At 37.8% G+C, this 6977-nt stretch carries 7 protein-coding genes and 1 rRNA gene; all 8 read right to left on the bottom strand.

The annotated features are described in order from the left end of the window. Positions 1–1388, bottom strand: a 1388-nt coding sequence (locus IKV95_RS09075; RefSeq protein WP_287451693.1) for a 1-deoxy-D-xylulose-5-phosphate synthase, incomplete at its 3' end; no start/stop codon positions are given. A gap of 25 nt (positions 1389–1413) precedes the next feature. Then, positions 1414–2295: a polyprenyl synthetase family protein gene (locus IKV95_RS09070; RefSeq protein ID WP_029091146.1), complete on the bottom strand. Its 882-nt coding sequence runs from the start codon at positions 2293–2295 to the stop codon at positions 1414–1416. After that, complete coding sequence (gene xseB / locus IKV95_RS09065; protein ID WP_029091145.1) at positions 2292–2528, bottom strand: exodeoxyribonuclease VII small subunit; 237 nt, start codon at positions 2526–2528, stop codon at positions 2292–2294. Before xseB ends, IKV95_RS09070 begins: the two co-directional genes overlap by 4 nt. Beyond that, positions 2521–3873, bottom strand: a complete 1353-nt coding sequence (xseA, locus tag IKV95_RS09060) for an exodeoxyribonuclease VII large subunit (RefSeq protein WP_029091144.1) — start codon at positions 3871–3873, stop codon at positions 2521–2523. Before xseA ends, xseB begins: the two co-directional genes overlap by 8 nt. A 24-nt stretch (positions 3874–3897) precedes the next feature. Further along, positions 3898–4686, bottom strand: coding sequence for a Nif3-like dinuclear metal center hexameric protein (locus tag IKV95_RS09055; RefSeq protein WP_029091143.1), 789 nt, complete (start codon positions 4684–4686; stop codon positions 3898–3900). Beyond that, a complete protein-coding gene (locus IKV95_RS09050) occupies positions 4686–5387 on the bottom strand; it encodes a tRNA (adenine(22)-N(1))-methyltransferase (RefSeq protein ID WP_029091142.1) in 702 nt (233 codons plus the stop codon). Before IKV95_RS09050 ends, IKV95_RS09055 begins: the two co-directional genes overlap by 1 nt. Further along, positions 5380–6675 (bottom strand): BaiN/RdsA family NAD(P)/FAD-dependent oxidoreductase, encoded by a 1296-nt coding sequence (locus tag IKV95_RS09045; protein WP_287451692.1) that lies wholly within the window; start codon positions 6673–6675, stop codon positions 5380–5382. Before IKV95_RS09045 ends, IKV95_RS09050 begins: the two co-directional genes overlap by 8 nt. Positions 6676–6838: 163 nt before the next feature. Beyond that, a 5S ribosomal RNA gene (rrf, locus tag IKV95_RS09040) occupies positions 6839–6954 on the bottom strand. Positions 6955–6977 lie beyond the last annotated feature (23 nt).

Raw genomic sequence — 6977 nt, 5'->3', positions numbered from 1 at the left:
CCAATTGGAACCGTCGCTATTGTTTCTTTTAATGGCGCATGATCAATATAACCTCTTGGGTAACGCATAGCAATGGGCCCCTCATAAGCAAAACCTGTGCGCATTAAAACTTGCGCTTCGGCTGCATCTTTGGGCATCATTACCACTAAATCGGGAACGGCCATTAAAAAAGATACATCATAAATACCTTGATGTGTTTCACCATCAGCTCCAACTAAACCACTACGGTCAATACCAATAAAAACATTGGTGGATTGACGGCATACATCATGTATCAGCTGATCATAAGCTCTTTGTAAAAAAGTAGAATAGATTGATACAAATGGTTTTAAGCCATTCATTCCCATTGCAGCAGCCATCGTCATCGCATGTTGTTCGGCAATACCGACATCAAAAAAGCGGTTAGGAAAACGACGTTGAAATTTTTCTAGCTGTGATCCTACACTCATTGCAGGTGTTATCGCAACAATCGCCTCGTCTTGCTGTGCAAAATCAATTAAAGTATCACTAATAAATTCTGACCAATTTTGCATTTTAGCGATAGTTTTTAGATTACCCGTTGCGATATCATATGGAGCTACACCATGCCAGATACCACGTTGGTCTTCTTCGGCTGGTAAGTAACCTTTACCCTTAACGGTTAATACATGTAAAATAACTGGACCCTCTACCTGTTTACTTTTTTCTAAAAAATAACTTAGCGACTGAATATCATGACCATCTATCGGACCAATATATTTTAATCCTAACGATTCAAAAAAAGGAGCAGTTCCCTCTGCATCATTCATATTGTGAATAAACGGTTTTGTTCTAATGCTTTGTAACATCTTATGGAGTGCGCCAACATTAGGTGCAATCGACATACCATTGTCGTTAAGTACAATGGTTATATTTAACTGTTTATCACCGATTGTTTGCAAAGCTTCATAAGCGAGTCCGCTGGTTAAGGCACCATCACCTATAATTGGGACAATCGCATGTGATTGTTTGAATAAGTCACGAGCAATCGCAAAGCCACTTGCAGCAGATAATGATGTTGAGCTATGACCAGATTCCCAAACATCATGTAACGATTCACTTCTTTTAGGAAAACCATCTAAACCATCGCATTGACGTAACGTATGGAAATGATTGCCTCGCTCTGTCAAAAGTTTATGAACATAAGCTTGATGACCTACGTCCCAAATCAATTTATCTTTAGGACTTGTATACACACGATGAAGCGCAATAGTTAATTCAACAACGCCAAGATTTGGTGCCAAATGACCACCTGTCTCTGCGAGAGATTCAATTAAAAATTGACGAACAGCGCTTGCTTGCTGTGTAAGTTCTTCAAAAGACGCCACTTTCAATTGTTCTGGTGTTAACCATTTTTGGTACGCTCCCATTGTGTTTATTCAACTCCTTATCTCTCTATGCATCGCGTTCAGCAATTAAAGCCGTTAGTGCTTCTAAGTTTGTTGTATCTTGATGTAACTGCGACAGTAATTCATACGCCTCTGATGTATAGTTAGCTAGCTCTTTTTGTGCGCCTTCTAACGTTAACAAAGATGTATAGGTGCTTTTATTGAGTACTTGATCTGCACCTGTATTTTTACCCATTTTTTTAGAATCACCAATGACATCTAAAATATCATCTTGAATTTGAAAGGCGATTCCGATTTTCTTAGAGTATTCCTCTAAGATTCTGTACTCATCTGAACTTGCTTTGCCTATAATAGCTCCGCTACAAACACTTGCCGTTAATAAGGCGCCTGTTTTTTGACTGTGTATTTCAGCTAAAGCTTCCAACGATACCGTTGTTTTTTCAGCCTCTATATCAGCTTGCTGCCCACTAATCATACCTGAGGGACCTGCAGATTGAGCATAGAGCTGGATGAGCTTAATTCGAGTTGTATCATCTATTTCTGGTGCTTCTGCTAAAAGTTGGAATGCTAGTGTCAATAAACCATCACCTGCTAAAATAGCAGTGGCTTCATCAAAAGCTTTATGGCTTGTTAAGCGACCTCTGCGATAATCATCATTATCCATCGCTGGTAGATCATCATGTATTAACGAATACGTATGAATCATCTCCATCGCAATCGCAGGTATCATTGCTTTATCTAGTTCTTTTTCAAATAAACCAAATGTTGCTAATAACAGCAGTGGACGAATGCGTTTTCCACCTGCGGATAACGAGTACTTTAGTGCTTCTTGGTGGCGTGATTCAACATTTTGTAATGTTTCAATTGTTTTTACAAGTGCTTGGTCTAATTTAACTTTACTTTCTTTTGAAAAGGTTTCAAAACTCATGCTTCTGGCTCCTTCATTTCAAAATCAGTTGTTTCACCATCAGCTTGCACAAGTTGTACCATTTTTTCTTCTGCATTTTTTAATTGTTTCTCACAAAGTGCCGCTAATTTCACACCATTTTGATAAAGGTTCATTGCTTCTTCGAGGCCAATTTCATTATTTTCTAATTGTTTGACAACATTATCAAGCTGTATCATTGCTTCCTCAAACGTTACATTTGTTTCCTCATTCATTAGATGCCATCTCCTTATCAGTTACTGTTGCTTTAATTATACCATCACTCAGACGAATCTGAAGCGTTTCATTAATAGCGACTTCTTCTACACTTTTAACCATTTTATGCTGTTGTGTTTCAATCAAAGAGAAACCACGTTTCATGACTTGCATCGGGCTTACTGCTTCAATTTTCTCTACCACATGTGCAAGCGCTAAGCGTTTATCATCTATTTGTTTACGATAGTTTTTGGTCAGTTGCTGTGATTGATTTTCCCATTTTTCATGATATCGTTGAATTCTATCAGCCGGACTAGCTTGTAATAAACGCCAATTAACACGTTCTAAGGCAAATTTTTGTTGGCTTACTTTACCTTCTAACAAATTGCTTAAACGCTGCTTATAGTTATCTATGCGCTGATAGTTTTGTTCAATGATACGTTGCGGTTGATGTGCCGCTAAAGCATTACGATGAACAAGTAAACGTTGATTTTTCATTGCAATGATATGTTTCATTGATTGTGCAAGTTGTTGTTGAGTTGTCAGTACATTTGTTAAGATATCAACCGTTTGTCTTACTGCTATTTCCGCTGCAGCAGTGGGTGTTGGCGCTCGATAATCAGCCGCATAGTCACTCAACGTTGTATCCGTTTCATGTCCCACAGCAGATATTATAGGAATCCGTGATTCATAGATAGCACGTACAACTTTTTCTTCGTTAAACGCCCACAGATCCTCAATAGAACCACCGCCACGACCTACAATAAGCACATCAATCTCTGGCGAGAATACCCCTGCGCGCTTTATTTGATGACTGATTTCATCAATCGCTTTATCGCCTTGAACCGCCGCTGGAAAAAGTACGATTTCTGTTTGTGGAGAACGACGTTTTAATGTTGTAATAATATCACGCACCGCTGCTCCAGTTGGAGAAGTAATAACACCAATGCGTTTAGGGTAGGTGGGTAACACTAATTTATGTGATACATTGAAAACACCTTGCTCTGTCAAACTCTTTTTTAATTGTTCAAACCTCACAAATAATGCCCCGACGCCATCTGGTTGCATATCTTCAACGTAAAATTGGTAGTTGCCACCGCGCTCAAAAACATCAACACGTCCCTGTATCAGAACTTTCATTCCATCTTCTGGTTGAAAATTAATTTTTTGTGCTGCTTTTGCAAACATCACAGCTCTAATTTGAGCCTTCTCGTCTTTTATCGTCAAATAAAGATGCCCACTTGCTTGGCGTTTGAAGTTCGAAATTTCACCTTGAACATATACTTTTTTTAAATAAGGATCCGAACTGAATTTTCGAGCAATATAACCTGTCAATAATGTTACTGATAAATAATTCGCCGACATTCTCGGACACCTCATCTTTCGTTTTTATCTATAGTTGAATGGATTGGTATCCACTTGAGAAGCAATAAAACTAATTGAGTGCTGTTCTTGCAAGAGTGTAATTAAACCGTTAATCATAATTTTTTCAATGGTATGACCGGCATCGATTACGGGAAAGTCTAATTCCATTGCATCATGCCCTAGATGGTAATAGATATCCCCCGTAATTAAAACGTCTGCTTTTGATAACGCTGCTGTGCGAATGTAGTTGTTACCATCACCACCAAGGATTGCGACTGTTTTAATTTCGCGATCAGCTGGACCAATAAAACGAACACCTGGCAAGTCCCATAATTTTTTGACTTGTTCGCTCAAAGCAGAAACAGTCGTCACTTCTGCTAATTCACCAATACGGCCAATACCATAATCAACCTGATAACGCTCGGTTGTTTTCTCTAAATAGGTGATAGACTGTAATTCTAAAGACTGTGCCAACATATCATTAACACCGCCCTCTGCTACATCTAAATTAGTATGAGCAGCAAAAACTGCGATATCATGTTTCAATAGTTTCGCAATCAAACGTCCACGTGATGTGCTTGTATCAATATTTTTAATTGGTACATATAGTAACGGATGGTGCGCAATAATCATATTTACACCCTTAGCAATTGCTTCATCAACAACAGTTTCTAAAACATCTAACGTTACCATCACCTTTGTAACAACTTGCATTTCATCACCAATATGTAAACCAATCGGGTCTTTCCCTAATTTAAGTTCTGGTGGTGCTATACGTTCCATACTTTTTACAATATCACCCACTGTTACCATTATGCTAACACCTCGTCAATCTCCTGAATGCGCTGCTGTAAAGTTGTAATTTTCGCATGGCTTGCTTCATTTTGACTGCCTTTTTCAATTCGTTTAATGATTGTTTGTAATGTAGTTCGTTCACTCTTCCAAAATTTTATGAATGTTGTTGATTTTTCATTTTGTAAAAATGGACCAAATTTTATTTCATTGGTGTTGTAAGAAACTGTCGTTGCACTTTTTTCAAGTACAAGAATTTCATATATTTTTTCATCTTCTTCTAAAATAGTTTCAGATATAATTTGATACTGATTGAGTTGTGCCCACTCTCGGATCGAATTTGCCGCTACGTTGGGTTGCAATATCAAACGCATGTTGTCTGTTAAACGTTGTGGTTCTGCTTCTAGTATTGAACGTATCAGCGGGCCACCCATTCCAGCAATAACAATTGTATTAATTTTATCCTCTGAATTTATAACTGCTAATCCATTACCTTTACGAACGCTAATATCTTTTGTGAGTGCAAGACCTTGAACGTGTGTACACGCAGATTGATAAGGTCCCTCAACAACTTCACCAGCTATCGCAAACACAGCCTTCTTCTCAATTATTGCATAACATGGTAAGTATGCATGATCAGAACCTATATCCGCAACTCTTGCTTTTTCTGGGAAATAATCCACAACTGTTTTTAAGCGTTGTGATAATTCACGCTCATTCATTATCAACACTCTCCTCATCAATTACACTTATATCACGCGTTCCAGCATGATAACCTGCCAAACGTCCTGTAACAAGCGCACAAGTAATGTTAAAACCACCTGTGTAGCCATGAATATCTAAAATTTCACCACTAAAATAAAGACCTGCAATTTTCTTACTTTGCATTTCTTTAGGAATAATTTCTTTAACAGATACACCACCACCAGTTACAAATGCTTTATCAAAGTCATAGGTACCTTTTACAACAAAACGGAAATCTTTTAAGACACTCGCTAGCTGCACCCATTTTTTAGGAGATATTGCCACACACATCTCTTCTGGATCAATTTCTAAACGCTCAATAAAAAATAGTAATAAACGTTCTTGTATTAACCCTTTCAATGCATTTTTCACTTGTTTTTTAGGATCATTTTTAACGCGTTGCATAATATCTTCTTCTAAATCTTTTAATTTCAAATCGGGAAACTGATCTAATTTCATTGTAACTGTATCTACTTTGTATTTTTCTTTTGTTTTAATAACAAAAGAGCTACATCTTAATGCCGCAGGTCCAGATATACCAAAGTGAGTGAAAATCATATCCATTTTATGAGTGACAACGACTTTATTTTTAGGATTCAACACAGTTAAATCTATTTCTCTTAATGAAATACCTTGTAACGTTTTGTCCAAAATAAAAGGTTCATCCGATAAAATTGGAACTTCAGTTGGAAAAAGTGGCGTAATTTTATGCCCGGCTTCTTTAGCCCAAGCATAACCATCGCCAGTTGATCCCGTTTTTGGTACAGCTTGGCCACCGACAGACACAACAACATTAGGAGTGTATACTTTATCTCCTCGAGTTGTCTCAACATAATCGATGGTTTGATTTTTATAGTGTATTTTTTTCACAGGACAATCTTGCCAAATAGTAATATCTAGCTCTTCCATTCGTTGCGCTAATGCCTCTAATACATCTCGTGACTTATTCGTTGTCGGAAACATGCGACCATGATCTTCTTCTTTAAGACCTACACCCACTGATTCAAAGAAACTAATTATATCTTCGTTATCATACATCGCAAATGCACTATATAAGAAACGACCATTTCCCGGAACGTGTTTAATTATTTCGTCTACTGGCAAGCGATTTGTAACATTACATCTGCCACCACCTGACATCACTAGTTTACGCCCTAGTTTATGTCCTTTTTCTATAAGTAAAACTTTTTTCCCTTGCTCTGACGCTGCAATCGAAGCCATTAAACCCGAAGGGCCGCCTCCGATAACAACAACATCAAAATTCACCAAATATTCCACCTCAAACTCATTTATTATTTATCCTTATTTTAGCATATTTACCCCTATAATTATAGCGTTCACTGAGAACAGCTATTGTTAATGTGTATCTGCTCTTCACTATTTTTTTTATAAAGCTACAAAAAAAACACCCTTTCAGGTGTTTTCGTTTGCTTGGCAACGTCCTACTCTCACAGGGGGAAACCCCCAACTACCATCGGCGCTAAAGAGCTTAACTACTGTGTTCGGGATGGGAACAGGTGTATCCTCTTTGCTATCGTCACCAAACTTATTCTCTTCATTAACTTTGT

Origin of the sequence: Brochothrix sp., assembly GCF_017549435.1 — a bacterium.
Taxonomy (GTDB): domain Bacteria; phylum Bacillota; class Bacilli; order Lactobacillales; family Listeriaceae; genus Brochothrix; species Brochothrix thermosphacta.
Note: the sequence above shows the minus strand (reverse complement) of the source record. Positions and strands in the feature narration are given on the sequence as shown.

Coding starts and splice junctions, on each gene's coding strand:
- IKV95_RS09070 (WP_029091146.1), bottom strand. CDS start 2,295: ATGAGTTTTGAAACCTTTTCAAAAGAAAGTAAAGTTAAATTAGACCAA.
- xseB (WP_029091145.1), bottom strand. CDS start 2,528: ATGAATGAGGAAACAAATGTAACGTTTGAGGAAGCAATGATACAGCTT.
- xseA (WP_029091144.1), bottom strand. CDS start 3,873: ATGTCGGCGAATTATTTATCAGTAACATTATTGACAGGTTATATTGCT.
- IKV95_RS09055 (WP_029091143.1), bottom strand. CDS start 4,686: ATGGTAACAGTGGGTGATATTGTAAAAAGTATGGAACGTATAGCACCA.
- IKV95_RS09050 (WP_029091142.1), bottom strand. CDS start 5,387: ATGAATGAGCGTGAATTATCACAACGCTTAAAAACAGTTGTGGATTAT.